This window comes from Rhizobium sp. CC1099 (genome assembly GCF_029714385.1).
Classification (GTDB): Bacteria; Pseudomonadota; Alphaproteobacteria; order Rhizobiales; family Rhizobiaceae; genus Rhizobium.
On sequence record NZ_CP121641.1, the window covers coordinates 532,275 to 557,299 of the forward strand.

General features: G+C 61.3%; 22 protein-coding genes. 13 read left to right on the forward strand and 9 right to left on the reverse strand.

Annotated elements, in window-relative coordinates:
• Positions 1-30 precede the first annotated feature (30 nt).
• Positions 31-882: a patatin-like phospholipase family protein gene (locus QA644_RS02620; protein ID WP_283070965.1), complete on the forward strand. Its 852-nt coding sequence runs from the start codon at positions 31-33 to the stop codon at positions 880-882.
• On the opposite strand, the gene QA644_RS02625 is transcribed toward QA644_RS02620, so the two are convergent.
• A complete protein-coding gene (locus QA644_RS02625; protein WP_239595311.1) occupies positions 879-2,687 on the reverse strand; it encodes a monovalent cation:proton antiporter-2 (CPA2) family protein in 1,809 nt (602 codons plus the stop codon). The genes QA644_RS02620 and QA644_RS02625 overlap by 4 nt on opposite strands.
• 119 nt (positions 2,688-2,806) lie before the next feature.
• On the opposite strand from QA644_RS02625, the gene QA644_RS02630 reads away from it, so the two are divergent.
• From QA644_RS02630 to lpxK, 6 genes are all read left to right on the forward strand, one after another.
• A complete protein-coding gene (locus QA644_RS02630; RefSeq protein WP_283070966.1) occupies positions 2,807-4,153 on the forward strand; it encodes a TldD/PmbA family protein in 1,347 nt (448 codons plus the stop codon).
• A 33-nt stretch (positions 4,154-4,186) separates the two neighbouring features.
• Positions 4,187-4,996: a 3'(2'),5'-bisphosphate nucleotidase CysQ gene (locus tag QA644_RS02635; RefSeq protein WP_239595306.1), complete on the forward strand. Its 810-nt coding sequence runs from the start codon at positions 4,187-4,189 to the stop codon at positions 4,994-4,996.
• 62 nt (positions 4,997-5,058) lie between these two features.
• Complete coding sequence (locus tag QA644_RS02640) at positions 5,059-5,307, forward strand: DUF4170 domain-containing protein (RefSeq protein ID WP_028739857.1); 249 nt, start codon at positions 5,059-5,061, stop codon at positions 5,305-5,307.
• 177 nt (positions 5,308-5,484) lie between these two features.
• Positions 5,485-6,804: a lipid IV(A) 3-deoxy-D-manno-octulosonic acid transferase gene (gene waaA / locus QA644_RS02645; protein ID WP_283070968.1), complete on the forward strand. Its 1,320-nt coding sequence runs from the start codon at positions 5,485-5,487 to the stop codon at positions 6,802-6,804.
• Between the two features lie 8 nt (positions 6,805-6,812).
• Positions 6,813-7,532, forward strand: coding sequence for an HAD family hydrolase (locus QA644_RS02650; protein WP_194730087.1), 720 nt, complete (start codon positions 6,813-6,815; stop codon positions 7,530-7,532).
• Between the two features lie 286 nt (positions 7,533-7,818).
• A complete protein-coding gene (lpxK, locus tag QA644_RS02655) occupies positions 7,819-8,862 on the forward strand; it encodes a tetraacyldisaccharide 4'-kinase (protein ID WP_283072437.1) in 1,044 nt (347 codons plus the stop codon).
• 147 nt (positions 8,863-9,009) lie between these two features.
• Here the strand turns inward: lpxK and QA644_RS02660 are convergent, their stop codons facing one another.
• Positions 9,010-9,240 (reverse strand): DUF2093 domain-containing protein, encoded by a 231-nt coding sequence (locus QA644_RS02660; protein WP_022716573.1) that lies wholly within the window; start codon positions 9,238-9,240, stop codon positions 9,010-9,012.
• A gap of 64 nt (positions 9,241-9,304) precedes the next feature.
• Entirely contained in the window at positions 9,305-11,122 is a 1,818-nt protein-coding gene (gene mutL / locus QA644_RS02665; protein ID WP_283070971.1) for a DNA mismatch repair endonuclease MutL, read from the reverse strand.
• A 180-nt stretch (positions 11,123-11,302) separates the two neighbouring features.
• Here mutL and QA644_RS02670 point away from each other — a divergent pair, with 180 nt between their 5' ends.
• On the forward strand, positions 11,303-13,024 hold the full coding sequence (locus tag QA644_RS02670) for a response regulator (protein ID WP_283070972.1): 1,722 nt from the start codon (positions 11,303-11,305) through the stop codon (positions 13,022-13,024).
• 113 nt (positions 13,025-13,137) lie between these two features.
• On the forward strand, positions 13,138-14,502 hold the full coding sequence (locus QA644_RS02675) for an EAL domain-containing protein (RefSeq protein WP_074066830.1): 1,365 nt from the start codon (positions 13,138-13,140) through the stop codon (positions 14,500-14,502).
• Positions 14,503-14,709: 207 nt separating this feature from the next.
• Here QA644_RS02675 and QA644_RS02680 read toward each other — a convergent pair whose 3' ends face one another.
• From QA644_RS02680 to QA644_RS02700, 5 genes are all read right to left on the reverse strand, one after another.
• Positions 14,710-15,312 (reverse strand): PRC-barrel domain-containing protein, encoded by a 603-nt coding sequence (locus tag QA644_RS02680; protein ID WP_283070974.1) that lies wholly within the window; start codon positions 15,310-15,312, stop codon positions 14,710-14,712.
• Between the two features lie 522 nt (positions 15,313-15,834).
• Positions 15,835-16,722, reverse strand: coding sequence for an SMP-30/gluconolactonase/LRE family protein (locus QA644_RS02685; RefSeq protein ID WP_283070975.1), 888 nt, complete (start codon positions 16,720-16,722; stop codon positions 15,835-15,837).
• A gap of 4 nt (positions 16,723-16,726) precedes the next feature.
• Positions 16,727-17,359, reverse strand: coding sequence for a 2-dehydro-3-deoxy-6-phosphogalactonate aldolase (locus tag QA644_RS02690; RefSeq protein ID WP_283072438.1), 633 nt, complete (start codon positions 17,357-17,359; stop codon positions 16,727-16,729).
• A 13-nt stretch (positions 17,360-17,372) separates the two neighbouring features.
• A complete protein-coding gene (locus QA644_RS02695; RefSeq protein ID WP_283070977.1) occupies positions 17,373-18,290 on the reverse strand; it encodes a 2-dehydro-3-deoxygalactonokinase in 918 nt (305 codons plus the stop codon).
• Entirely contained in the window at positions 18,290-19,060 is a 771-nt protein-coding gene (locus QA644_RS02700; protein WP_246763269.1) for an SDR family oxidoreductase, read from the reverse strand. The genes QA644_RS02695 and QA644_RS02700 overlap by 1 nt, the downstream gene beginning before the upstream one ends.
• A gap of 98 nt (positions 19,061-19,158) precedes the next feature.
• On the opposite strand from QA644_RS02700, the gene QA644_RS02705 reads away from it, so the two are divergent.
• Entirely contained in the window at positions 19,159-19,953 is a 795-nt protein-coding gene (locus tag QA644_RS02705) for an IclR family transcriptional regulator (protein WP_194729098.1), read from the forward strand.
• A gap of 236 nt (positions 19,954-20,189) precedes the next feature.
• Positions 20,190-20,921, forward strand: coding sequence for a LuxR family transcriptional regulator (locus QA644_RS02710; RefSeq protein WP_074066836.1), 732 nt, complete (start codon positions 20,190-20,192; stop codon positions 20,919-20,921).
• A gap of 63 nt (positions 20,922-20,984) precedes the next feature.
• Here QA644_RS02710 and QA644_RS02715 read toward each other — a convergent pair whose 3' ends face one another.
• The gene (locus QA644_RS02715) at positions 20,985-21,959 is read right to left on the reverse strand and encodes a small ribosomal subunit Rsm22 family protein (protein WP_283070979.1); all 975 of its coding nucleotides are present in this window, start codon (positions 21,957-21,959) and stop codon (positions 20,985-20,987) included.
• A 501-nt stretch (positions 21,960-22,460) separates the two neighbouring features.
• Here QA644_RS02715 and apbC point away from each other — a divergent pair.
• Positions 22,461-23,618, forward strand: coding sequence for an iron-sulfur cluster carrier protein ApbC (gene apbC / locus QA644_RS02720; protein WP_074066838.1), 1,158 nt, complete (start codon positions 22,461-22,463; stop codon positions 23,616-23,618).
• A gap of 412 nt (positions 23,619-24,030) precedes the next feature.
• Positions 24,031-25,008, forward strand: coding sequence for a magnesium transporter CorA family protein (locus QA644_RS02725; RefSeq protein WP_074066839.1), 978 nt, complete (start codon positions 24,031-24,033; stop codon positions 25,006-25,008).
• The last annotated feature ends 17 nt before the right edge of the window (positions 25,009-25,025 follow it).

A 25,025-nucleotide genomic window follows, 5' to 3' on the forward strand; every position in this document is an offset into this window, starting at 1 on the left:
CGGCAGGCGGCGGTTATTGCGAATAACGAAATGCCTGTTGCGAGCCGCATGCCGACGGTGGCCATCGCCTTCGGCGGTGGCGGTGCTCGTGGGCTCGCCCATATCCACGTGATCGAAGCCCTGGACGAGCTCGGCATCCGGCCCGTTGCGATTTCCGGCGCGTCGATCGGCGCCATCATGGGCGCGGGCATGGCGGCCGGCATGAGTGGCGAGGCGATCCGCGAGCACGCGCTGATGACGGTCGGTAACAAGACGGCTGTCGTCAGCCGCATCTGGGGTCTGCGGCCGCAGACGGTCCGGGACGCCGTCGCAAAGGGCATCCGTATCGGCCAGTTCAATCTCGAGCGTATCCTCAAGGCTTTCCTGCCGGCCGGCCTGCCCGATCGCTTCGAAGATCTGCCTATTCCGATGAACGTCATCACGACCGATTACTACGGTCAGAGCGAAGTCATCATTGGCGAAGGAGCGCTGTTTCCGGCGCTTGCCGCATCGTCTTCCATCCCTGCCGTCTTCATGCCCGTTCGCCTCCACGGCCGGGTGATGATCGATGGCGGCATCAGCAATCCGGTCCCATACGAGTGCCTGATGGATATTGCCGACATCGTCATCGGTGTCGATGTCGTCGGTGCGCCGGAAGGCGACGGCACACATATTCCGAACCGCATGGAAAGCATTTTCGGTTCCGGCCAACTGATGATGCAGACGGCAATTACGCTGAAACTCAAGCTCCAGCCGCCGCATATCTTCCTGCGTCCGGCCGTCGGCCGCACTGGCGTGATGGATTTTCTCAAGGCGCGCGAGGTACTGGCGATGTCTGCGGGCGTCAAGGATGAACTGAAGCGCGCACTCGATCAGGAATTTGAAGCCCGCCTCAGAGCTTAGGCATCCGCTCTCACGTCAGCCGTTCCCGCTAGCGGGTCTTCGTCGAAATCCATCGTTCGCTTCGGCCTCACCAGCGGTTCTGGCCGGACCGGCTGGGAAAAGAGCATGTCGCGGCCCGCCTGCAGCCCGCCGGTTACCTGAAGCACCAGCCGCTCCTCGTCGCGCTTGCGGATATCCTCGCCGATCTCCAAGGCGTCCTGATCGTCGACCCCGAGCGCCTCAAGCGTGCGGCGGCCAAACAGCAGGCCGGATTCCAGCGTTTCGCGCAGTTCGTAGTCGACATTGCGATTCCTGAGGGCGATCGAATGGACACGGTCGTAGGAGCGTACGAAGAGTTTCGCGTGCGGATATTCGGCCTGCACCAGGTCCACCACCTTGTCGGTGATTTCCCGCTTCTGCGTGCAGACGACGACGATCTTCGCCTTGTCGATGCCGGCCGAGCGCAGCACGTCCTTGCGCGTTCCGTCGCCGAAATAGATACGGAAGCCGAAGGAGGACGCCTGGCGGATACGGTCCGCGGAGAAATCGATGACCGTCACGTCGCGCCCGCCCGCGAGCAGGATCTGCGCGGCGATCTGGCCGAAACGCGAGAAGCCGACCATCAGTACATCGGCGCCCGCACCCTCGAAGTCCTCATCGAGCTCCTCCTGATCCTCGCCTTTCAGCATACGTTTCGAAAGTGCTGCCCCGAGCGGAGTCAGCGCCATCGACAGTGTAACGATGGCGACCAGAAGCGATGCCGTGCTGAAGGGCATCAGTCCCGCCGCACCGGCAGTCGTAAACAGCACGAAGCCGAACTCGCCGCCCTGCGGCAGCAGGAAAGCGATGCGGATGGCGTCGTCGTGCGAAGAACCGCTCACCCGGCAGAGGCCGTAGATGATCACAGCCTTGACGGCCATCACGATCGGCACCGCGGCGACGATGAAGAGCGCGTTGTCGATCAGCACATCCAGTTCCAGCGACAGGCCGACCGCCATGAAGAAGATAGCGAGAAGCACGCCGCGGAAAGGTTCGATATCCGCCTCAAGCTCATGCCGGTAGGAGGATTCGGCGAGCATGACGCCGGACAGGAACGCGCCCATCGCCATGGAAAGCCCGGCAAACTGCATCAGGCTCGCCGATCCCATGACCACGAAAAGCGCCGCGACGATCATCGCCTCGCGTGCTCCGGTCCTTGCAATCACCTGGAAGAGCGGCGTCAGCAGATAGCGCCCCATGACGATCATCGCGCCGACGGCACCGACCGCGATCGCAAAGTCCAGAAGCGGCGCATTGCTGCCGGATCCACCGTCGAGAATGGTGATCAGCGCCAAGAGCGGCACGATTGCCAGGTCCTGGAAAAGCAGCATCGAAAAGGAGCGCTGCCCGTATTTGGAGTTCACCTCGCCAGCATCATCGAGGATCTGCATCGCAAAGGCAGTGGAAGAAAGCGCCAGCCCAAAGCCCGCAACGACGCTTCCCCGCCAGTCGAGCACGCCGGAGAAATAGGCAAGCCCCGTCAGCGCCAGTCCCGTCAGCATCACCTGCGCGGTGCCGAGCCCGAAGATGTCGCGTCGCATCTGCCAGAGTCGCGAGGGCTTGAGCTCGAGGCCGATGATGAAGAGCAGGAAGACGACGCCGAGCTCGGCAACGCCCAAAATCTGCTCGCCGTCCGTGATGCCATGAAATATCGGACCGATAACGACGCCCGCGGCAAGATAGCCGAGCACCGTGCCGAGCCCGAGCTTCTTGAAGATCGGGGCGGCGACGACCGCGCCGCCGAGCAGCAGGATCGTTTCGGAAAAGAGGGCATTGGGGGCGGACATGTCGCGGAGTTTCTTTCAATGGCGGGAAGCGCGCAAGCCGCGCGAAAAAGAATCGGCGGCCGCGGCCTTGATGCTTTCGGAAGTGCACAATAAATGGAAGCCCAAGGAAAGGCCAAATCATGTCCTCAGAAATAGATTCCTCGACACTTCTTTCCCGTGCAAGCCAGTTGATCGATCTTGCCAGGAAGGCCGGCGCCGATGCCGCCGACGCGGTTGTCGTGCGCTCGCGCTCGCAATCCGTCGGCATCCGCCTCGGCAAGGTCGAAGGCACGGAATCGTCTGAGAGCGACGATTTCTCCCTGCGCGTCTTCGTTGGCCGGAAGGTCGCGAGCGTTTCCGCCAATCCCGGCTTCGACCTGAAGGCGCTCGCAGAACGCGCTGTCGCGATGGCAAAAGTCTCGCCTGAAGATCCCTTCGCGTGCCTTGCCGACGAGCAGAGGCTTGCGAAGTCCTATGCCGATCTTGAGCTTTTCGACTCGACGGAAGTTTCCGCCGACATGCTGCGCGAGGCAGCGCTTGCGACTGAGGCCGCGGCACTTGAGGTCAAGGGCGTCACCAACTCGTCCGGGGGCGGAGCCTCCGCTGGTTTCGGGGGGCTGGTTCTCGTCACCTCGCACGGCTTCCAAGGCAGCTATATGGGCTCGCGCTTCGGCCGTTCCGTCAGCGTCATTGCCGGCGAAGGCACCGGCATGGAGCGCGATTACGATTACGACAGCCGCCTTTATTACGCCGAACTCGACGATGCCGCCGAAATCGGCCGCCGCGCCGGCGAGCGTGCCGTCAAGCGCCTCAATCCGCGTCGGGTCGATACCGGCAAGGGCGTCACCGTCGTCTTCGATCCGCGCATCGCCCGCGGTTTCGTCGGCCACATCGCTGGCGCCATCAATGGCGCGTCGGTCGCGCGCAAATCCAGCTTCCTGCGCGACAAGATGGGCCAGCAGGTGTTGAAATCCGGCCTTTCGATCACCGACGATCCGCTGATCGTGCGCGGCCCGTCCTCGCGTCCTTTCGATGGCGAAGGCATTTCCGGCGAGCGGCTGGTGATGATCGAGGACGGCGTCCTGAAGCATTGGTTCCTTTCGACTGCGACGGCGCGTGAAATCGGCATGGAAACCAATGGCCGCGGCGTGCGCAGCGGCAATTCGGTGACGCCCGCTTCGACGAACCTCGCGCTGGAACCGGGTGATATCTCGCCGGAAGAGTTGATCCGGAGCGTCGGGAACGGCTTCTACGTGACTGAGCTTATCGGCCAGGGTGTCAACATGCTCACAGGCGAATATAGCCGCGGCGCGACCGGCTTCTGGATCGAAAACGGCGAACTGACATTCCCTGTCTCCGAAGTGACGATCGCCTCGAACCTCAAGGAGATGTTCATGCGTGTGACGCCCGCAAACGACATCGATCGCAAGTATGGTGTAGCGGCCCCCACGCTGGCGATCGAGGGAATGACGCTTGCGGGACGCTAGAGCGTCCTGACCTTGTTGGAATTGGATTGTGCAATGTGTGACGTTCGAACGGCCCGCTGGCAAAGCGATCTCGAATTGATCGCCGATGCCGCAAAGCAGGCGGGTGATGTTGCTCTCGGTTTCTTCAATCAGTCGCCGGAGGTCTGGTGGAAGAATGGAGGCCGCTCGCCCGTCAGCGCTGCCGATTTCGCCGCCAACGAAAAGCTGGAATCCATCCTGCGCCTCGCCAGGCCGGATTACGGCTGGCTTTCCGAAGAGACCGAGGACAGCGTCGCCCGTCTGTCGGCCGAGACGCTTTTCGTCATCGATCCGATCGACGGCACGCGCGCCTTCCTCGGCGGCTTGGATCTCTGGTGCGTCAGCGTCGCCGTCGTCCATCGCGGCAGGCCGGTTGCCGGAGTGCTCTACGCTCCCGCCCTCGACGAGCTTTTCGAGGCGGTCGAAGGCGGTGCCGCGATGAAAAATGGCGAGCCCATTGCCGTATCGGCCAACGGACCGGATACCGTCAGTCGTTTTGCGATCGGCGAAGACATCCTGAAGGCGTTCCCCGATCCCTTCCGGCGGAAGATCGAAAGGGTGAAGCATGTGCCCTCGCTCGCCTATCGCATCGCGATGGTCGCGGACGGCCGTCTTGAAGGTACCTTCGTCAAGCGCAATTCGCATGACTGGGATCTTGCGGCAGCCGATCTCATCCTCGAACGCGCCGGCGGCCGGCTGACCGATCTCGATGGACGCTCGGTCCTCTACAACCGTTCTGAGGTTAGTCATGCCGAGCTTTGCGGCGCTGCCGGCCCTCGCGTTGCGGAGTTTCTCGAAGGGCTTGCTGACATACGAAGCAGTTGACGTTTGCGTCAAAATCCCGCAGATGAGAGCGCGGAGGAGACCAGAAGAGAAAAGAGAAGAAAATGACGGAATCTGGCGGCAAAAAGCAGCTCTTGCATCTCGTATTTGGCGGAGAACTGGAAAGCCTGACCGATGTTCAGTTCCGGGATCTGAATGATCTCGATATTGTCGGTATTTTCCCGGATTACGCCTCGGCGCTAGGGGCCTGGAAGGCCAAGGCGCAGTCGACCGTGGACAACGCACATATGCGTTACTTCATCGTCCATATGCATCGCTTGCTCGATCCGCAGGACAAGGCTGGAAATAACTAATTTTTCAGCATTTTACGCGCCGGATGCCGCCCCATTCGGCAGGGCCGTCTTTGCGCATCGTTAGATACGCGCCACAGGCGATTGACGCATTCTGAACAAATTACTCGGTCATTCCGGCCGCAACAATAATTGGGGAATGGGTTTGATGTCGATCATCGCTGATCGGAGGCATTTTAGATGAGTTCGCCAAGAGCGCGGTTCGCGCTGGGCGTCTATCGGACTGCAGGGGTCATCGCCTCTCCGATCGTCGGCGCCTATCTCGCCTACCGGACCGCCAAGGGCAAGGAAGAGCGTGCGCGCCGCACGGAGCGCTTTGGTTATGCCAGCGCAAACCGGCCGCAGGGTCCGCTTGTCTGGTTCCATGCTGCGAGTGTCGGTGAGACCAACGCCGTCATTCCGCTTATCCGCGAAATCCGCCGCCGCGACATTCATGTGATCCTGACGACGGGCACGATCACCTCGGCAAGGCTCGCCGCCGAGCGCATCGGCAATGAGGCGATCCATCAATATGTACCGCTCGACCTGAAGCCCGCCGTCAGCCGGTTCCTCGAATACTGGCAGCCCGATTGCGCCATCATTGCAGAGTCGGAAATCTGGCCGGCGACCGTCATGGAACTCGGCCGCCGCCGCATTCCGCAGATCCTCGTCAATGCGCGCATGTCGGATCGCTCCTTCGCGCGCTGGCAGCGTCGAACGGCCATTGCTGAGGCGCTGTTCGAGAACCTCGCGCTTGTGATCGCGCAGTCGGATATCGATGCCGAGCGTTTTCGCGATCTCGGGGCAAGGCACGTGACGACCTCCGGCAATCTCAAGGTCGATACGGACGCGCCCCCTTACGACGCATCCGTACTCGCCCGCTATAAGAAGCAGATCGGCGATCGCAAGACATGGGCTGCGATCTCCACTTTCGACGGCGAGGAAAATGCCGCGGCGGTCGTTCATCGCACGCTGAAGGAGCGCAACGGCCAGCTGACGATCATCGTGCCGCGCCATCCCGAGCGCTCCGACGAGATCGAAGAAATGCTCGTCAAGCAGGGGCTCAAGGTTGCCCGCCGCACGCGCGACGACCTACTCTCGCCGGATGTCGATATCTTCCTCGGCGATACGATCGGCGAAATGGGTCTTTACCTGCGGATGACCGAAGTCGCCTTCGTCGGCCGTTCGCTCTTTGCCGAAGGCGGGCAAAATCCGCTCGAACCCGCCATGCTGGGCTGCGCTGTGCTTTCCGGCAGCAATGTCCAGAACTTCCGCGACGCCTATCAGAAGCTTGCCCGCCGCGGCAGCGCCCGCATGGTGCGCGATACCGAGATGCTGGCCAAGGGGGTGCATTATCTGCTCATCAACGGCGAGGCGCGGCGTAGTATGATCGAGGCCGGCGTCATGGCTGTGCAGGAAATGCGCGGCGCGCTGACGGCGACGGTGAAGTCTCTTGAGCCTTACATCAATCCGCTGACGGTGAAGGCAAGACTGCTGCCGAGGTCGGTGGCAGAGGGCTGATGGAAAAGATGACGGCTGCGCAAATCAAGGGCATCCTCTTCGACAAGGACGGCACCCTGCTCGATTATGATGAGAGCTGGCTGCCGGTGAACCGTGAATTGGCGCGCATCGCCTCGCAAGACGATCCGGCGCTAGCCGACCATCTGTTGCTGGCGACCGGGATGGACCCGGTGACCGGCCATATCGTGCCCGACAGTCTGCTGGCTGCCGGCAATACCCGGCAGATCGCCGAGGGGCTGGTCGCGGCGGGTTCCAGGGTCGATGTCATGGAACTGACGATCAAGCTCGACGCTCTCTTTTCCCATGCCGCCGACTTTTCGGTACCGGTCACCGATCTTGCCGCCTTCTTCGGCCGCCTGCACCGCCGCGGCTTCAAGCTCGGCATCGCGTCCAGCGACAACGAGCGCTCCATCCGCCAGACAGCGCAGCGCTTCGGTTTCGCTGAGTTCGTGAACTACATCGCCGGTTATGACAGCGGCTTCGGCATCAAGCCGGACGCTGGAATGGTCCTCGGCTTCTGCAAGGCGACCGGGCTGGAGCCGGCGCAAGTGGCGGTCGTCGGCGACAACAATCACGACCTGCACATGGGCCACAATGCCGAGGCCGGCCTCAAGATCGCCGTGCTGACGGGCACCGGCTCGCGGGAATCGTTGGCTGCCGCATCCGACTATTGCCTCAACGATATCACCGAACTCGAAAGCCTGTTGCCGAACCTGCAATTGGCATGATTGCCCACTACGCGCGGCCAATCATTCCTGCCGCGACGGCACTCCCTTACTCTCCCTAATCTCTGTGCGCGTCCAGCCGCGCCATGGACATGGCGCGGAAGGCTCTTTTCCGATGTCGTTGCTTCATTTACGGCGCAGACGACCGTGGCTTGATTCCTGTGACAAGCACGGGAATGAGGACGGTCGGGAGCAAAAGCTTGCTTTTTCTGCAATTTTGCCCTTTCTTTCCCGCCAGTCGAGGGGTAGCCGGTGGCCCGCAAGGCCGGAGGAGCATAGGGTGGCAGTTATGGTATCCGAAGCGCCGCCGTTTTGGTGGACGAAAGCTGATTGGCGGGCATGGGCGCTCTCGCCCTTTTCCTTCCTCTATGGACGGATCGCCGGCTATCGCATGGCGCATGCGCGCCGCGCTTCCGTTCTCGTTCCCGTCATCTGCATCGGCAATTTCACCGTGGGCGGCGCCGGCAAGACGCCGACAGCGCTGACGATCGCTCGGACCGCCAAGGCCAAGGGGCTGCGGCCCGGCTTCCTGAGCCGTGGCTATGGCGGTTCCCTGGACGTCACCGTGGTTGTCGATCCCGCTCATCATCGCGCCGTTGCCGTTGGCGACGAGCCGCTGCTGCTTGCCCGCGAGGCGATGACCGTCGTTTCCCGCCGCCGCGTCGAAGGCGCCGAGCGACTTGTCAGGGAAGGGGCCGACCTCATCATCATGGATGATGGTTTCCAGAGCGCGCGGCTGGCGATCGACTATGCGCTGCTCGTCATCGACACGACGCGCGGCCTGGGCAATGGGCATACGGTGCCGGGCGGTCCCGTGCGCGCGCCGATCTCCGTGCAGATGCGCTATGCCAGCGCGCTCCTGAAAGTGGGAAAGGGCAATGCCGCCGATGCGATCGTCCGCATGGCTGCCCGCGCCGCGAAACCCTATTTCACCGCATCGCTGAGGGTTTGCGGAGAAAACGACCTCGCCGGCCGGAAGGTGCTGGCATTTGCAGGCATTGCCGATCCGGGCAAGTTCTTCCGGACGGTGGAATCACTGGGCGCCGAAATCGCGATCGGCAGATCCTTCGGCGACCACGAACACCTGAGCGACGATGAGATGGCTGACCTGCTGTCGACCGCCGAACGCGACGACCTGCTGATCGTCACGACCTCGAAGGATTTCGTGCGGCTTGCCGGCCACCATGGCAAAGCGGAGGAACTCGCCGCCAAATGCCGGGTCATCGAAGTCGAAATGGCGTTCGAAGACCCGCAGGCACCCGGCCTCATCATCGATCGTGCCATGGAGGCCTGCCGGGAGCGGCGGCTGAGAAAAAGCCGGAAGTCCGGGTGAGTTTGCGGGCGCGACATCGCGTGGAATCCGTCAACGATCACCGCGTCCGCCAGACGCCCTCGAAGCCGTAGCGTGCTGACGCGTGCCGCGATGCGTCGTTTCCCGCGTCTCGCGGCAGCGGGCGCTCTTTCACGAGCGTTTCCTGGATCAGCGCTTCTGGTTCGGCAGAACGCCGGCGCGCTTGTCGGCTTCGAGCGAAGAAACGACGTCGGCATAGGGTTCCTGGCGGGCAACACTCCAGTAGCGTAGCTCGTCGAGCGGGATATGCTTGCCGGTCATGGCGCAGATGACATAGGAACCCGGCGACAGGATCTGGAAATCTGCATCGAGATAGCGGATCTTCGCCTCGCGGTTTCCGTTTCCTTCAAACAAGTTCATCCTGCTCCGTTCCCTGTTGCCTTCGACTGCCAATATCGCGGCGAAGGCATTATTGCCAGCGCTTTCAGCTGCGTCCGAACAGCCGCTCGATATCCGACAGCTTCAGTTCGATATAGGTCGGCCGCCCGTGATTGCACTGGCCGGAGCCCGGCGTCATTTCCATCTGCCGAAGAAGCGCATTCATTTCCTCCGGCCGGAGCCTGCGGCCGGAGCGCACCGAGCCGTGGCAGGCCATGGTCGCGGCGACATATTCGAGCTTGGCCGAAAGGCCGGAGGCCGTATCCCATTCGGCAATCTCGTCGGCAAGCTGGCGGATGAGGCCCTGCGCATCGACCTCGCCGAGCATGGCCGGCGTTTCGCGTACGGCAATCGCCCCCGGCCCGAAGCGCTCGATTGCAAGCCCAAGCCCTTTGAGGCCTTCGGCATGCACCATCAGCCGGTCGCAATCCTCTTCCGGCAGGTCGACGATTTCCGGGATCAGCAGCACCTGTGATGGCAGCTGTTTCGATTGCAGCGCCTTTCGCATTGCCTCGAAGACCAGCCGCTCATGTGCGGCGTGCTGGTCGACGATGACAAGCCCGTCATCCGTCTGCGCGACGATGTAGTTCTCGTGGATCTGCGCGCGCGCAGCGCCGAGCGGGTAACGCGGCGGCGGTTCTTCGGCTGGTCCGGGCTGCTGCCATGCCTGCGCCTGCGGTTCGGCGCGCGCAGCCGGCATGCTCAGTCCGTCGAAGGACGCCTGCGGCCTTGCGCCAAAGCCGCCGTTTGCCGTCTGAAACGGACGCGATGGGGACGTCCCGGCCGACCATGCGGCCTGCGCTGGCCGCTGGTAGCCCGGCTGGAAACCCGACCTGAAGGAGCGCAGCATACCGTCCGCGCCAGTCGTTGCCGCCCGGCTTCCGTCACGCGCCAGCGCCTCGCGCACCGCGCCGACGATCAACCCGCGCACGAGGCCCGGATCGCGGAAGCGCACGTCCGACTTGGCCGGATGCACGTTGACATCCACCAGCGCCGGATCGAGCGACAGCGACAAGACAGCCACCGGATAGCGTCCGGCCGGGATCGTCTCGGCATAGGCGCCGCGGATCGCCGAAAGGATCAGTTTGTCCTGGACCGGCCGGCCGTTGACGAAGGCATATTGATGGGCGGAGTTGCCGCGGTTGAACGTCGGTACGCCGGCAAAGCCGGTGAGAGCGATGCCTTCGCGCTCGGCGTCGAGTTCGATCGCGTTATCGCGGAATTCCTTGCCGAGCACCTGCGCCATGCGCGCCAGATGATCCTCTCCGGTTGCCGGAAATTCGAGCGTGCTGCGATCGGTGCCGGACAGGACGAAGCGCACGCCGGGAAAGGCGATCGCCATGCGCTTGACGACTTCCGTGATGGCCGCCGCTTCCGCCTTCTCTGTCTTCAGGAACTTCAATCGCGCAGGTGTTGCGAAAAAGAGATCGCGCACTTCGACGATCGTGCCCGGATTGGAGGCCGAGGGCCTCAGATGCAGGACCTTGCCGCCCGCCACGGCAATCTCGGTGCCGCCCGCACTATCCTTGCGGCGGCTGGAAATACTGAGCTTCGCCACGGAACCGATCGAAGGCAGCGCTTCGCCACGAAAGCCGAGCGTGCGGATGTCGTCAAGCGTCGTGGAAATCTTCGAGGTACAATGCCGCTTCACGGCAAGTTCGAGATCGGCTGCATCCATGCCGGAGCCGTTGTCGCTGATCCGCAGTAAGCCTTTGCCGCCGCCGGACGTGGCGATCTCGATACGGGTCGCGCCGGCATCCAGTGCATTTTCGATCAGCTCCTTTGCCGCGCTCGCCGGGCGTTCGATGACTTCGCCGGCAGCGATCTGGTTGATGAGCGTTTCGGAGAGTTGTCTGATGGCCATGCGCCATTTTCGTGGATTCGCGGGTCCGAGGGAAGGGCGAAAACGCTGCGCCCGTGGACCATGTGTTTTCCCCGTGAATTGGGGTGCTTAACGTTAAGCCGCCGTTAGGAGAAAGCTGGCATTTTGATCGCACACAACCAGACAGTGCTATGAAATCGGACAGATGTGGGACGTGAAGGAATGAGTGCCGGCTTCGAAAAGGCGGACGCATCATCCGTGAGCGATGAGATGCCGGCCGAAATCGACCTGCAGGCTGCGCTCTTCGATGCCTTTTCGGACGGCCTCTCGGCCGCCCTCATCATCTACGACAAGAACGATCAGATGATCTTCGCGAGCCGCCAGGTGCTCGATTTCTTCCCGATTTCGTCCGTGATGCTGAAGCCTGGAACCCGGCTTCGCGATTTTCTCGGCGCCGTCTACGACACCGGCGTGCGTCAGCAATATGCGGCCAGGCAGGCGGGCATACCGCTCGGTCGCGAGGATTGGCTGTCCCAGAAGATTGCCTCGCATTGGCGCGAGCGCTTCGAAATCGTCGAGCGCCATGGCAGCGACCGCTGGATCCGTCTGGTCAAGCGTCGTCTGCCGAGCGGCTATTGCGTATCGATCATTTCCAATATTTCCGAGGAGAAGAAGCGTGAGGAGCAGTGGCGCGCCGATCTCGAACGTGTGCAGCTGACCGAGGATATACTCGACAATCTGCCGTTCCCGCTCTTCGTCAAGGATCGCAACCTCACCTACGTCGCCGTCAACATCGCCTTCTGCGAGAAGTACCAGACGACTGTCGAGGAGGTGCTCGGCCGCAAGAGCGGGGATCTCTTCTCTCCCGAAGTCGCCAAGCGCTTCGAGGAGAGCGACCGACATGTTCTGGAAACCGGCGAGATGTCCGTCGTGCGGCAGCGGCAGGTCGCCCGCGACGGTTCGGAGCGCGACATCGTCAGCCGCAAGCATCGCATCGGCAAGCCGGGACGCTACTTTATCGTATCCACGATGCAGGATCTGCCGCGCGACGGCGCCGATCTCGACGAGTTCGACCAGGCAACGTCCGTCACCACCTCCAGCAGTCAATCCTATCGCCGCGCGTATGTGCCGCTGAATGGCGATCACGAGCGCCGGCCGCCGGCCGCGATGGAAACGATCGTTCCGGAGAATTTCTCCGGCCGCAAGATCCTCGTCGTCACCGGCGACCTCGCTGCTGAAACCGCCGCCCTCCGCACGCTTTCGAAATACGGCTTCGAGGCCTGCTCCGTTCGCGGCGAAGACGAGGAAGAGCGCTTCCTTGAGATCGCAACCTCGTCCGGCATCGCGCTGGATCTTCTGATCGTCGACAATCAGATGGGCATGCGCTGCCTGGAACTTGCCGGACAATACGGCATCCCGGCGCTGGTCATGGATGGTTTCCAGCTTGCCAACGAGCTCACCTTCCAGATCGCCCGCCACTTCAACCGGAACAACCGCACCGCGCCGGAAGGCGAGGCCGACTGGGAAATCAATACGTCTTCCGAGATGGATTTCCTGGAGGTGCTCGTGGCGGAAGACAACGACATCAACCAGATTGTCTTTTCCCAGATACTGGAAGGACTGGGTTACCGCTACCTGATCGCAGCCAGCGGCGACGAAGCAGTGCGCCTCTGGGCGGAATACAGGCCGCAAATCGTGCTGATGGACATTTCACTGCCGGGATTGAACGGTTTCGAGGCGGCGCGCATGATCCGCCAGATGGAAGACAACCACCCGCAAAAGACGCCGATCGTCGGCGTCCTGACGCAGGCATTCGAGCGGGATCGCGCCGAATGCGCGAAGGCCGGCATGGATGACGTCATCATGAAGCCAGTCAGTCCGGACATACTGGAAACGCTGTTCCAGAAGCATCTCGCTGCCGAGCCGCTGCGGGCGCACGTCTGAGCGCCTTCAACTCCTCAAATCTGGGGCATCATCTGAGCCGAACGGTTTTACTATCGGTTTGTTAAGACTTGCCCGCCATTCTTCCGGGAGGGAGTGACGAAATCTCAGGTTGAATAATGAAGCCGGCGGACATACCCTTCTTGCCTGTGAGCCAGAATGAGCTTCAGGCCATGGCTTACACCGATCCGCTGACCGGGCTCGGCAACCGCCATCGCATGCGCGACAGGGTCAGTCAGATTTCCACGGAACGCGCAAGCGATCCGGCTCCCTTCACCATCGGCATCGCCAACCTGGATTCCTTCAAGCCGATCAACGATCTTTTCGGCTCTGCAGCCGGTGACGAAATTCTATGCCAGGTCGCCCACCGCCTGAAGGCATGTATACCGGATGGCGCGCTGGTCACCCGCCACGACGGCGACGAATTCGCTTTCGTGCTGCCGCTGATCTTCGAGCGCGCAAGCGCTGAAAAGTTCGGCCAGATGATCCGCGAGGTGCTGTCGGCGCCCTATGATCTCGGCGACCGCAACGTGCGGCTTTCCGCCTCCTTCGGCTTTGCCATCTATCCTTTCGCCGGTGCGGAGTTCGATGAGCTTTTGAAAAGCGCCGAAACCGCTCTCTATCGCTCAAAGCGCCGCGGCCGCAGCCAGATCACCGTCTATTCGCGCGAGATCGCGCAGGAGATGAAGCGCGCAACACAGCTCGAGCAGGCGCTTCGAAATGCCATCATCTCAGACGCCATCGACGTGCATTTCCAGCCGATCGTCTCTCTGTCGAACAATCAGGTGGTCGGCTTCGAGGCCCTGGCGCGCTGGAACGATGCGGACCTCGGCTTTGTTTCGCCGGGCGTTTTCGTGCCGCTCGCCGAAGAGCGCGGCTTCATCGACGCGCTGTCGGAAACGTTGCTTCGAAAGGCTGCCGAAGCGGCACTCTCCTGGCCGCGCGAACTATTCCTGTCGTTCAACCTGTCCTCCGCCCAGCTCATGGATCCAGGCACAAGCAGCAACGTGCTCTCCATCCTCGGCCGCGTCGGCTTAGACCCGCACCGTTTGGAGTTGGAAATCACCGAAACGGCGGTTATGAGTTCCACCGATACCGCCCACCGCATCCTTTCCGATCTTCGGCAGGCAGGCGTGCGCATCTCGCTCGACGATTTCGGCACCGGTCAATCGAGCCTCGGGCGCCTTCGCGACTTCATCTTCGACAAGGTGAAGATCGACCGCGCCTTCGTCTCGCGCATCAATTCAGACCGCGCCTCCGAGCATATCATCAAGGCGATCCTGACGATGTGCGAAGGCCTCGATCTCGAAGTGGTTGCCGAGGGCATCGAAGATTATTCGGAGGCCGTGAAGCTGCGGTCGCTCGGCTGCGGCATGGGGCAGGGCTACCATTTCGGCAAGCCCGCCGATGGCATCGCCACATTGCGCTTCCTCCACGAAAACTATTACGACTCGGCCGCTATCGATCGCGTGTCGGCCTGATGCCTCCGCAAGCCGCATCAAAGGCTGTTTTCGCGCCGCCGTCAGACGTCGCAATCTGTCCCGCCTTGCGCCACATGATCTTTTTGCTCAAGCCCCTCACGTTGACGTCCGTGCGGCAATCTAGGCCCTGCGCTTTTTGATCTCTTCTGTAGAAAACGGCGGCGCCCGATCGGGGCACCGCCGCCTACACTATACGCTCCGCGCGGATTATTTATTGGTCGAACCCGTAGCTGTCGGGTCTGACGGCATCGTGCCCGAAGGCGCCGGAGCCTTTTCAGCGGCCAGAGCCTGCAAGGTCTTGAATTCCGGAGCGGCCTTCAGAGAATCTGCCGTTTCCGAGGTCGTCAGCTTCAGGCTGCCGTCCTGCGTGTTCTGAGCAGCGGTGATCTTGTCCATCGGCACTGCAACGTTCTTTTCACCGATACCAATGAAGCCGCCAACACCGATCACAGCAGCAACCAAGCCGCCGTCCTTCTTCATGATCAGGTCGTTGACGTCACCGATGCTTTCGTTCTCGCCGGTATAGACAGACTGGCCAATATAGGAATTGGCGCTGATCTGGTCTGCACCCTGTTCTGTCAGGTATCCGCCTGCCTCGGCCGTATCAGTCGACGGAGCCGGAGCCGGAGCCTGGGCGTCACCAGCCGGAGCGGTTGCATCCGGCATCTTTGGTGCTGCCGGGTCGGCCGGAGCCGTCTGGGTTGCATCGGGGGTGGCCGGCTGCGGTGCAGTCTGCGAGAACGCCGCCGGCGCGAAAGCCGTGGCAAACAAGGCGCCAGCGGCAACGGTCGTCAAAAGTTTGCGTGTCATTTCGAACCTACCTTTGTGTTCCTCGATTGGTCTTAAGCGCGGCCGCCGGTTTTGTTCTTTGGCGTCTTTTTCCGTGCCGCTTCAAAAGGAAAATGACTGGATAGGCTTTTAGTTCCGGGAACGAATACGGAAAGTTCGATGATTTTCGCAAAATTCTATCGAAATGCGTGTGATTTTGACGGCTACAACAAAGCGCGGCGGCTTTTTCGATATTGATCGGAGGCGTTCTCGGTGCGGGCGGTCACATGGCGGCATTCATCGCCGTTCTGATCGCATTTTCTCCCAGGGACGGACCTCAGTTGGACAGGCCATCGAGCAGGCTTGGTCGATGCGCGTCTTTCCATGGCGGATAGGCTCAAAGCACACGGAATTGCCGCAACCGGCGAGCAATCCGTTGGCGATCTATCCCGCCAAATCCGTCATAGACGAAAACCGTTTGCTCGCAATCGTGTTCCGACCGGAATGAAGATGGACTGAAGGCATTTCGCCTTCAGCTTGCTTCAAACGTCCGCGTTGCGTTGTTCAGAGCACGTAGACTGGGTCGAAAACGCCTTTTACCGCCACACCAAGCTCCAGCAGCGCACCAGCTTGCGGCTGCGACGAGCGCGCGGTGTCGTCGAGCCCTTCCCAGGCGGTTGTCACCGCCAGCCGGTCCGCATTGACGCCGATAAAGGCTGGGCAGGAGGGTTGTGCGGCAGGAACCTTGTAACGGGCAATGCGCAGGCCGTCCGGGCTGTACCGGTCGACGACGCCTGCACCCCAGCGTGCGTTCCAGATATAGCCATCCGAATCGCAGACGGAACCGTCGATGCCGCCGGGATCATCCATGCTGTCGACCATGACGATCGGCTCGCCCGTCGGAAGCCCGGTCTGCGGATCGACCATGACGCGCATGAGACGGCTGATGCGCGTGTCCGTGTAATAGCCGATCGTGCCGTCGGGCGAAAAGCAGATCGAATTGGGAATGCTGATGCCGCTGAAGATCTTCGTCACCCTGCCACCGGCGACGTGATAGATCGCGCCTGCCTGGGGTTCCGCCCGTTTGCTCATCGTGCTGATCCACAGTGCGCCGGATGGGTGCGTGCGGCCGTCGTTCGAGCGGTTTTCCGGGTTGTCGTTTTCGAATGCGGCATAGAAGGTCAGATTGCCGCTGCCAATATCGCGGACGAAAAGTCCTTCTTCGGTTGCGAGCAGCTGGCGGTTGGCGTCGATGCGTGCGAGCACGCTCGCCATCATCGGAAGCGGATGCACGTTCTTTTTTTCGGTGCTGAGGTTCAGTTCGTGCAGTTCCTTGCCGAGAATATTGAACCACCAGACGGTGTCGGTATCCGGATCGTAGGTCGGGCCTTCGCCAAGTACCGAACTGGTATTGCAAAGCGTCTTGCCCTCGAACTCGTAAATCTCAGTCATATGCCTACGCTCCTACGGCTGCGTCATAGGCGTAAATGGTGGCCTTGGCGCGCTCGGCAACCTCTGCGGCCGTCATTCCGGGCTTGTAAATGCTGGTGCCGAGGCCGAAGGCCAGAATGCCCGCTTTCGTGTAGTCCGCGAAATTTTTGTCGGAGACGCCGCCGACCGCCGCGATCACCAGTTCGGGCGGCAGAATGGCGCGGATGGCCGTGATGCCCGAATGACCGAGCACGCTGGCGGGGAAGAACTTCAGGCCGGTTGCCCCGGCGCGGGCGGCGGCGAGCGCCTCGGTCGGCGTGAAGACGCCCGGCATCGAGACCATGCCGTAGCTGCGCGCGCGAATGATGACGTCAGGCTCGACATTCGGTGTGACGAGCAGCTTGCCACCGGCATTGTGAAGGCTGTCGACAGCATCGACCGTCAACACGGTGCCCGCGCCGATCAGGCATTCTGGCGGCGCCATTTTCGCAGCGATCTCGATGGATTTGAAAGGGTCGGGCGAGTTCAGCGGGATTTCGATCGCGGCGAGGCCGTTCTCGATCAGCGCGCCGACGACGCTTTCGGTTTCCTCCGGCTTGATGCCGCGGAGAATGGCGATGAGCGGACGCTTCATGGAGGGAAAGGGAATGCGGTTGATCATGAGAATTTCCTCAATTCGGCCAGATAGCTTCGGCGGCGGCCGAAAGCCCACGGCGCGCGGCCGTGTCGGCATCGATGACGGTGTACTTTAGAGACAAGAACTTGAAGGCCGTTTCATAAAGGCCCTGGAGGCGGCCCGACGCGACGAGCGTGACAGGCGTGTCGTTCGGTGCGTCGAAAAGCGCACCGGCGATTTCAAGCCCGATCAGAGTGCCGGAAATCCTTGCCTGTGCACCGGCCGCCGTCAATGCGTGAAGAAGCTGGCCCGAGCGGGCTGTAAAGAGAAGGTTCGACGCCATGGCAGGCTGCCTGAAAGCGGCCGAGACTGCCGCTCTGAAGGCGGAATTGTCTGCTTGCGCCGCCTCGGCGCTCGCAACGGCATGCGAGAGGATCGTATGCTTGCTGATTGCGTCGAAGAGTTCACCAGTCATGAAGGTCGAAAACCCGATCACTTCGCCGTCCTGAACATGAACCCATTTCGAGTGCGTGCCTGGCATGCAGACGGCCTGCAATCCCCTGCTGTCGGGGCCAAGTGCGCCAAGCAGCTGCGTTTCCTCTCCGCGCATGACGTCGGGCGATGCCTTGTCGCGCTGGGCAAGGCCGGGGAGGATACGGACATCCCGGCTTTGGCCCGGAACGGAAACCGCGCCGGTGAGGATCGAGGAGATCGACGCGGGAACGTCGATATAGCCCGCCTCGACCCAGCCCTGCTTGGCGCCGACCATGCCGCAGGCGATGACCGGCACGTTCTGTGGGACCGAGAGTGCGGCAAGATGCGACGCCAAGACATCGGCAAAGCCGGTCTTGGCCGCCGTCGTCATGCCTTCGCCGCTGCGGCGTTCGCCGAGAATACTGCCGTCCTTGCCGATCAGCCAGAGCCTGAAACTGCTCGTACCCCAATCCACCGCGACATAAACGGGATTTGCCATCAGAAAATGCCTCCGTCGACAATCAAGGACTGCGCCGTCACCGCGGCCGCGCAGTCGGATGCAAGAAACAGACAAGGGCCGACGATCGCGTCGCCATGCAGGACCTTCTTCAGGCACTGCCGTTTGATGGTCTGCGCAATGCCTTCTTCGGTCAGCCAGAGCTTCATCTGCCGTTCGGTCACGATCATGCCCGGTAAGATGCAGTTGACGCGGATATTGTCGGGGCCAAGCTTGCCCGCAAGGCTCTTGGTGAGACCGATCACGGCGGCCTTGGCCGTGGAATAGGCCGGGAAGTCCGGCATGTTCAGGAGAAAGGCGATCGACGACATGTTTATGATCGCGCCGCCGCCTGCCGCACGCATGGAAGGCGCTACGGCCTGGGCGGTGAAGAAGACATGGCGGAGGTTTGTCGCCTGGTTGTTGTCCCAGTATTCTTCGGTCACCGTATCGAATTCATGCCGGTCGTCCCAGGCAGCGTTGTTGACGAGAACGGTGATCGGCCCCGATTGCGCGACCACCGCATCAACCGTCTGCCGGATCGCGCCGATATCGCGAAGATCGGCCTTGAAGAAATGCACCGGATGTTCCGAATCGCGGGAAAGCCGCATGGCAAGTTCGCGGCTTTCCGTTTCGGCTATGTCGATGAAGGAAACCTTCGCGCCCTGCCGGGCGAAGCCCTCGACGATCGCGGCGCCGATGCCGGAGCCGCCACCTGTCACGAGCACGCAACGATCCCTGAATTCCGGAAACTGCGCGACTACGCTCGTCACCGTATCCTCCCGATTTTCCATTATTTGGAACTCAATTTGACTATGTGGAATTATCTGATTACGCTGCCATTCGTGTCAAGGCCGACGGTAGGCGATCAATGGCTCCACGAAAAGATATATCGAGAGAAAGTGAAACGGGGACATTGGGTAAGGCGATGGCGCTGCTCGAGCTCGTGACGCATGCCGAACGTCCAATGCGCTTTACCGATATTCTCGCGCTCGTCGGCCAGCCGCGCGGCACGCTGCACCGCCAGCTCGGTCATCTCGTCGAGGAAGGGCTTCTGGAATTCGACGTAGACGGCCGCTATGCGCCGGGGTTGCGGCTTCTCGATTTGGCGTCGCGAAGCTGGGCGAAGAATGAGTTCCGGCTGATTGCCGAACCGCACCTGAGGCACCTGCAGCAGATGAGCGGCGAGACGGTCCATCTCGGCGTCCTGCGCGAAACCTCCATTATCTACCTCGACAAGATCGAAGGCCAGCAGTCTATTCGCATGTATTCCCAGATCGGCAATGCCTCGCCCGTCTATTGCACCGGCGTCGGCAAGGTTGCTCTTTCGATTTTGCCGGATGATGCGCTGGAGACGCTGGTGCGAAGCCTCTCCTTCCATAGCTTCACTCCACAGACATTGGTCTCGGCCGAGGCATTGCTGACCGAGGTGGCGGCAATCCGCAAAGCCGGCTTCGCCTTCGACCGCGAGGAGCATGAGCCGGGTATCCGCTGCGTTGCGGCGCCAATCCGGATGGAGGATGGAAGCTTTACGGGCGGCGTTTCGATCACCGGTCCGGCTTACAGGCTCACGCTTGAGCGTCTCGAAGAATGGGCTGCACCCTTAAAGCAGACGGCAAAATGCATCGCAGATGCGATGCGCGTCCGTCTCGGCCCGCGCCGATAGCAGCCTACGTGGCGATGCAATCGGCTGGACGCTCCCGCAGAGCGCACTTATGATGAGCGCGATATTGAGATTTGGCTGCGAATCACGCCAACTGCGGTAGTTTGTTAAAACGAATAGTCTCTTCGGCCATTGTATTTCGGCCAGGTTGTTTTTTATTTCATGCTGGCGCGTGGTTGGCTTGCAGGCACACATCGATCTGAAACGGCGCCGCCGCTCTTGAGAAGACGAAAAAGTAGATGACAGCACTGTCACGCGCATCTTTCGATGCAGATGGATACATTCAGGAAATCGCGGGCCTGAAGACCCAATTCGATATCTTCCGCTTCATGAAGCGCCTGACGGAAGTCTGCCGAAGCCGCGCGTTCATGGTCCTCAACCTGCCGCCGGTCACGTCATTCGAACTGCAAAGCGCGACGGTGATCACCAGTTGGCCGGCCGAGCTGCTGGCGCTTTATGATCAGGAAAACCTGCTGGTGAGCAGTCCCGTCATACGCCGCCTGCGCACGTCGTCGGTCCCCTTTTTCGTCGACGTGACCAAGGGCCATAGGAGGGATGACGGCAAGACGGCGATGGCCGTGGCGCTTTTCGAGCGTTTCAAGATGATGCGCTGCGCCTTTTTCCCGACGCACGAGCCATCGGGCATGCGCGGCGCAGTCTCGTTCGCCGGTGATCGCGAGCCCTTCGCGTCGGAAGAGATGCGCGATCTTTCCTATATCTCGATCCATGTGTTCGACAGGCTTGCCGAAATCCGCAGTCTCGATACGCGCATGACGGATGCGCTGACGGACCGCGAAATCGATTGTTTGAACTGGACGGCGGCGGGAAAGACCAGTGCGGAAATCGCCGATATCCTCAACCTCTCGGAACATACCGTCAACCACTACCTGAACCGCGCAACGAAGAAGCTCGACACGGTCAACCGGACGCAGGCGGTCGCCAAGGCACTGCGCATCGGCATCATCAAGTAACCCTGCTGAAAATATTGGCAGTTTGGCTCAAAAGATGGGCAGGGCCGTGTCTTTCATCCGTTGCTACTCTCCGTCGCGTTCCGGCCCGTCGCCCCAATTCGCCCGTCGCGCCCATTTGAAGGTGGCGCCGTCGCGTTTGGAGAAGGTGCGCTCGCCCGCCGTCCCGTCGCTTTGACAGAGCTTCAGCCGGATCACTCCGCCCGAGCCCTGAGGCGGTGCGATGATGCGGGCCTGGGGAGCCTCGCCTGCAAAACGGCTTGCGGCGATGAAAATATATTTCTCGTCCTCCCACGGCACGTCCGCATCCTTGACCAAGCGGTGCATTTTCGAGCGGGCGACCCGGCGCGAAAAATGACACCAATCTGGCCGCGCGAGAGGACAGTCCGATGCATGCGGGCAGGGCGCGATCAGATGCGCCCCTTTTGAGAGCAGTAGGTCACGCGCGGCGAGGATGCGGTCCCAACCGGCCGGCGTTCCGGGTTCGATGATGACGATCGTGTCGAGCGTCATCGCCCAGAGCTTATCGATCGACGCGTCGATCTGATGCGGCTCTATCTCATCGAGCACATAGGCGATAGCGACGAGATCGGCGGGCGCAATTTTCGGCAACGCCTTGATAAGATTGCCATCCAGCCATTCCGTCTGAAGGTCGAGCCGCCCCGAGAGGCTTCTTCCGACGTTGCGGATCGCATCGCTTGCCTCCACCATCACGGCGCTTTTGATCTCCGGCCAGCAGTCGGTGGCCGCCCAGAGTGCTGAGCCTGGACCAGCCCCGATATCGACCAAATACTCAGGGGCGAAATCAGGCCGGGCTTGCGAAATCATTTGATAGGCGGCGCGGATCGCGGCATAGGTGGCGGGCAGCCTGGCGGCGAGATAAGCCTTGGCTGCAAGGCTATCGCTGATGTGGAAACTGCCGTCACGCAGTTCCTGGCGATAGCGGCTGGAAAGGCGTGCCGCGGCGCGCTTCAGCCCATCGAGCGGCTGGCCCTCCAGCATCTCCTCCACCTGTTCCCGCAAGATCCTTGGCAATTCCATCGCTGTCGCCCGCATTGATCGATCACGCCATACAGCCGGGTGCGATCCATGCCAAGCGGCATATGAAGCGCTTGCCGATCATCATCTGGCACGAGCCTTGCTTCTTATTCCGCAGAGGTCCAGAGGGGACTTTGAAAGAGCGCCAAAAAAGAACGGCGCCATCGGCAACCCGCCGTCGGCAGCGTAGATGCATGTCTCCTGCATCCGTTGCCGGCGGCGGTTGTTGCCTTTCTGTAACGGCCCTCCCGCGATGTCGCCCCAACCCCGTGGTTTGGGGTGATTTTTCCTCTGGTCATTTCCCCACATTCTTCTACTTCGGCCTGCATTGCGCCGGGTATCGGGCAGACCGTTGCGGCCATCGGGGCGAAAGCCCGGCGGACCAGATGGCCGCAACGGATCTCGATAGAGCGCGATTTCCGTTGCCCTTGATGCCGATTTCGTTTGGCGAAGCCGCAGCCCTCCACTATCTACGTCTCTTCAAAGACTATGCGTGAGGGTGGAATGACGGACGTCACCAAGGAACAAGTTCTCGAAACGCTGAAGACCGTGCGCGGTCCCGATCTCGAACATAATATCGTCGAGCTCGGCATGGTTTCCGATGTCTTCATTGCAGACGGCAAGGTCTATTTCTCGATCACCGTTCCGGCCGAGCGAGCCAAGGAGCTTGAGCCGCTGCGTCTCGCGGCCGAACGCGTCATCAAGGAACTGCCCGGCGTCAAGGGTGCGCTCGTGGCGCTGACCGCCGACAAGAAAGCGGCCCCTGCCTCCGCACCTGCCGCCCGTCCTGCTGCCCATGCCGGGCACGGCCATGAAGGCCATGCGCACGCGCCGCAGCAACAGCCGCCGCGCGCCGGCAAGATCGGCGTTCCCGGCATCAAGTCGATCATCGCGGTTGCATCCGGCAAGGGTGGCGTCGGCAAGTCGACGACGGCCGTCAATCTCGCGCTCGGTCTACAGGCGAACGGTCTGCGTGTCGGGATTCTCGACGCCGACATCTACGGTCCCTCCATGCCGCGCCTTTTGAAGATTTCCGGCCGGCCGACACAGGTCGACGGCCGCATCATCAATCCGATGGAGAACTACGGCCTCAAGGTCATGTCGATGGGCTTCCTCGTCGATGAGGAAACTGCGATGATCTGGCGCGGCCCGATGGTGCAATCGGCGCTGCTGCAGATGCTGCGCGAAGTCGCCTGGGGCGAACTCGACGTGCTTGTCGTCGACATGCCGCCCGGTACCGGCGATGCACAGCTGACGATGGCCCAGCAGGTGCCGCTCGCCGGCGCCGTCATCGTCTCCACGCCGCAGGACCTTGCATTGATCGATGCCCGTAAGGGGCTCAATATGTTCCGCAAGGTGGAGGTCCCGGTTCTCGGTATCGTCGAGAACATGAGCTATTTCATCGCGCCCGATACCGGCACCCGCTACGACATCTTCGGCCATGGCGGCGCGCGCAGGGAGGCCGAGCGCATTGGCGTGACCTTCCTCGGCGAGGTCCCGCTCACGGTGAGTATCCGCGAAACCTCGGATGCCGGCACGCCGCTTGTCGCGTCCGAACCGAACGGCATCGTTGCGGGCATCTATCGCGACATCGCTTCGAAGGTGTGGGAACAACTCGGCGGCCAGCCGCAGCGCCAGGCGCCGGCGATCATTTTCGAATAGCTGTTTCGGCGCGCCGAATACCCCAAATTGTGGGGGAAATGTGGTGATATCGCCCAGTTCACCTAAGATGACTTGATTATTTCACAGCTTTCCGTCATATGGCCCGCCGTCGCCATGATGGCGGTTTCTGCGGATGCTCGATGATGGCCGCCCTTGCTTGAAAAGTTTCGGCCAGCCTGCATGTTCGGAGTTATCTTGTCGATCGAAGGATTGGTGACTGCGATGCGGTTGAGCAGAATGCATGGCCGGGTTCTGACCGGATGCAGCTGGAGTTGTATGAACCTTTTTCCGCGTCCGGTAAGATCGAAGACTATTAGCCTGTACGGCGCCGTGACGGCTGCCATTCCAGTGAAAGGCTCTCGATGAAAAGCTCAGGCATTGCAGGACGTGCCGGCGGCTGGAGCAACGCCCGGTGATCACTGCCTATTGTTCAAATTGCAAGTCGGTCGAAATCCGTGACCTATCGCACGCCGCGGAGTTTCCGGACGATGTGGTATGGATCGATATGCTCGAGCCAACCCGTGAGGAGGAACTCTACGTCGAAAAGATCGTCGGCATCGAGGTCCCGACCCGCGACGATTTGAAGGATATCGAGCCGTCCGCACGCCTCTATACCGAGAATAATGCGGTCTACATGACGGCTTCGCTGGTCTGGAAAGCTGAGACAGAGGCCCCGACGCTGACGGATGTTGCCTTCATCCTCGTTGGGAACCGGTTGATCACCATCCGCTACGCTCATCCAAAATCCTTTGCCCTGTTCATCGCCGCCCTTCATCGCGTGCCGGAAGAGTGGCGCAGCGGTGCCGCTCTCCTTGCCAAGCTGCTCGAGACGATCGCCGACAGGACTGCGGAAATTCTCGAACTCTCGGTCGCCCGCATCGACATCCTTTCGACGCACGTTTTCGGCGACCGCGCCAGAAAGGTTCGCAAGCCTTCGAACTATCTCGAGGAGAAGCTTCGCGATATCGCCGGCCACCACCGCCTTGTCAGCAAGGTGCGCGACAGCCTCGCCTCGCTCTCACGCCTCATGACCTTCTTCTACACCATCCCCGCAGTTCAGAAGGACCAGGCGACGAAGGAACTGTCGCGCACCGTCTCGCGCGATATCCAGTCGCTGACGGAGCATGCGTCCTACATCGCCGGAAACATCACCTTCCTCCTCGACGCCTCGCTCGGCCTCATCAACATCGAGCAGAACTCGATCATCAAGATCTTCTCGATCGCATCCGTCGTCTTCTTGCCGCCCACCCTTGTCGCATCCATTTATGGTATGAATTTCGAATTCATGCCGGAACTGCACTGGGTCGCGGGCTATCCCTCTTCGCTGGGCCTGATGGTGATGTCCGCCATCATTCCGTTTTTCTTTTTCCGATGGAAAGGCTGGCTCTAAGGAGCCTGTTGTCACTT

Coding starts and splice junctions, on each gene's coding strand:
- QA644_RS02620 (WP_283070965.1), top strand. CDS start 31: ATGCCTGTTGCGAGCCGCATGCCGACGGTGGCCATCGCCTTCGGCGGT.
- QA644_RS02625 (WP_239595311.1), bottom strand. CDS start 2,687: ATGTCCGCCCCCAATGCCCTCTTTTCCGAAACGATCCTGCTGCTCGGC.
- QA644_RS02630 (WP_283070966.1), top strand. CDS start 2,807: ATGTCCTCAGAAATAGATTCCTCGACACTTCTTTCCCGTGCAAGCCAG.
- QA644_RS02635 (WP_239595306.1), top strand. CDS start 4,187: ATGTGTGACGTTCGAACGGCCCGCTGGCAAAGCGATCTCGAATTGATC.
- QA644_RS02640 (WP_028739857.1), top strand. CDS start 5,059: ATGACGGAATCTGGCGGCAAAAAGCAGCTCTTGCATCTCGTATTTGGC.
- waaA (WP_283070968.1), top strand. CDS start 5,485: ATGAGTTCGCCAAGAGCGCGGTTCGCGCTGGGCGTCTATCGGACTGCA.
- QA644_RS02650 (WP_194730087.1), top strand. CDS start 6,813: ATGACGGCTGCGCAAATCAAGGGCATCCTCTTCGACAAGGACGGCACC.
- lpxK (WP_283072437.1), top strand. CDS start 7,819: ATGGTATCCGAAGCGCCGCCGTTTTGGTGGACGAAAGCTGATTGGCGG.
- QA644_RS02660 (WP_022716573.1), bottom strand. CDS start 9,240: ATGAACTTGTTTGAAGGAAACGGAAACCGCGAGGCGAAGATCCGCTAT.
- mutL (WP_283070971.1), bottom strand. CDS start 11,122: ATGGCCATCAGACAACTCTCCGAAACGCTCATCAACCAGATCGCTGCC.
- QA644_RS02670 (WP_283070972.1), top strand. CDS start 11,303: ATGAGTGCCGGCTTCGAAAAGGCGGACGCATCATCCGTGAGCGATGAG.
- QA644_RS02680 (WP_283070974.1), bottom strand. CDS start 15,312: ATGACACGCAAACTTTTGACGACCGTTGCCGCTGGCGCCTTGTTTGCC.
- QA644_RS02685 (WP_283070975.1), bottom strand. CDS start 16,722: ATGACTGAGATTTACGAGTTCGAGGGCAAGACGCTTTGCAATACCAGT.
- QA644_RS02695 (WP_283070977.1), bottom strand. CDS start 18,290: ATGGCAAATCCCGTTTATGTCGCGGTGGATTGGGGTACGAGCAGTTTC.
- QA644_RS02705 (WP_194729098.1), top strand. CDS start 19,159: ATGGCTCCACGAAAAGATATATCGAGAGAAAGTGAAACGGGGACATTG.
- QA644_RS02710 (WP_074066836.1), top strand. CDS start 20,190: ATGACAGCACTGTCACGCGCATCTTTCGATGCAGATGGATACATTCAG.
- QA644_RS02715 (WP_283070979.1), bottom strand. CDS start 21,959: ATGGAATTGCCAAGGATCTTGCGGGAACAGGTGGAGGAGATGCTGGAG.
- apbC (WP_074066838.1), top strand. CDS start 22,461: ATGACGGACGTCACCAAGGAACAAGTTCTCGAAACGCTGAAGACCGTG.